The organism is Trueperaceae bacterium (assembly GCA_019454765.1).
Taxonomy (GTDB): domain Bacteria; phylum Deinococcota; class Deinococci; order Deinococcales; family Trueperaceae; genus JAAYYF01.
This window is the reverse complement of sequence record JACFNR010000040.1, coordinates 1-1,760: the sequence shown is the minus strand read 5'-3', so window position 1 is coordinate 1,760 and position 1,760 is coordinate 1. Positions and strand designations below refer to the sequence as shown.

2 protein-coding genes are annotated in these 1,760 nt (G+C 72.7%); both read right to left on the bottom strand.

Annotation, left to right across the window (positions count from 1 at the left end; genetic code table 11):
- Positions 1-521 (bottom strand): shikimate kinase (locus tag H3C53_10460; GenBank protein MBW7917088.1); only part of this gene is annotated, 521 nt, incomplete at its 3' end.
- Between the two features lie 12 nt (positions 522-533).
- Positions 534-1,688, bottom strand: coding sequence for a chorismate synthase (gene aroC / locus H3C53_10455; protein MBW7917087.1), 1,155 nt, complete (start codon positions 1,686-1,688; stop codon positions 534-536).
- Between the last annotated feature and the right edge of the window lie 72 nt (positions 1,689-1,760).

Here is a 1,760-nt window from a genome sequence, read left to right as displayed (position 1 = left end):
ATCTCCTCGACGACCTCCGCCGAGTGGCGCCCGTCCGTGGAGACCTTGAACGAGGCCACCTCGTCGTACGCCGGCTGGCGCGCCGCCATCAACTCGCCTATGCGCGCCAGCGGGTCCTCGTGCTCGAGCATCGGCCGGCGGTGCCGCCGGGTGCGTCGGAATATGGTCTCGGGGCTGGCGGTGAGCACCACCACCGGCCCCCGCGCCCGCAACAGGGCGCGGTTCTCCGGGCGCACCACCGTGCCGCCGCCGGTCGAGATGACCACCTCGTCGAGGCGCACTGAGCGCCTCACCACCTCGGTCTCGTAGTCGCGGAACACGCCCTCGCCGTACAACTCGAAGAGGTCGGGGATGCGCATGCAGGCAACGCGCTCGATCACGCGGTCGGTGTCGATGAACGTGAGCTGCAGGCGGCGCGACAGCTCCCAGCCGATACGGCTCTTGCCCGTGCCCATGAAGCCCGCCATGGCCAACCACGTGACCACGCGCTCGGGCGGGAGGTGCCTGCGGCCGGTCGACATGGCGGGGGCTCCTCAGTACGCTGCCGTGTAGGCGCGGTGTGCTTCCAGCCGTTGTCGCATCTCCAGCAACGTGTCGGCCCCGAACTTGTCGGCCGCGGCGTTCGCCAGGGTCAGGGCGCACATGGCCAGGACCACGATGGAGGCGGCCGGCACGGCCGTGACGTCGGAGCGTTCGCGCGAGGCGTCGGCCGGCGCGTGCGTGACCACGTCGACGGTCGGCAGGGGCCGCATGAGGGTGGCGATCGGCTTCATGGCGGCCCGCACCACCAGCTCCTCGCCGTTCGTCATGCCGCCCTCCAGGCCGCCCGAGCGGTTCGTGGCGCGGTCGTAGCGCGCGCCGCCTCCCACGATGGCGTCGTGCACCTGACTGCCGGGCAGGGTGGCGGCGCGCCACCCGTCGCCGATCTCCATGCCCTTGATGGCCGGGATGCTCATCACGGCCTGCGCCAACTGCCCGTCCAGCTTGCGGTCCCACTGAACGTAGCTGCCGAGGCCCACCGGCACGCCCCTGAAGCGCGCCTCCACCACGCCGCCGAGGGTGTCGCCCTGCACCTTGGCCGCGTCGATGAGGTCGACGATGCGCTCCTCGGCGTCCGCGTCGAAGCACCGCAGGGGCGAGGCGTCGAGGTCCGCGACGCGCGCCCAGTCCATGGTGCCGCCGCAATCGATCCCGCCCAGGCTGATGACGCGGGCGCAGGCCGCGACGCCCAACTCCTCTAGCAGGCGGAGCGCCACGGCGCCCGCCGCCACGCGCGCCGCCGTCTCGCGCGCCGAAGCGCGCTCCAGCACGTCGCGGAGGTCCTTGTGGCCGTACTTCACACCGCCCGCCAGGTCGGCGTGACCCGGCCGCGGCTGCGTCACGGCGCGCTTGCGCGGCTCGCCGCCCGGCTCCACCGCCATGACGTCGTGCCAGTTCGCCCAGTCGCGGTTGACGATCTCCATGGCGACGGGCGCCCCGGTGGTGCGACCCGCCCGAACGCCCCCCTTGAAGACCGCGCGATCCTGCTCGATGACCATGCGCTGCCCGCGACCGTAACCGCCCTGGCGGCGCCGCAACCACGGGTCGACGTGGTCGACGGTCGTGAGGGGGAGGCCCGCGGGCACCCCGTCGAGGATGATGGTGAGAGCGGGACCGTGCGACTCGCCGGCGCTAACGTACCTGAGCATCAGGCAAGACTAGCACGCACGCGGGTCGGTCACGGACGGCGCGTGCGGCACGAGAGAAGGCGCCGGGTGGTC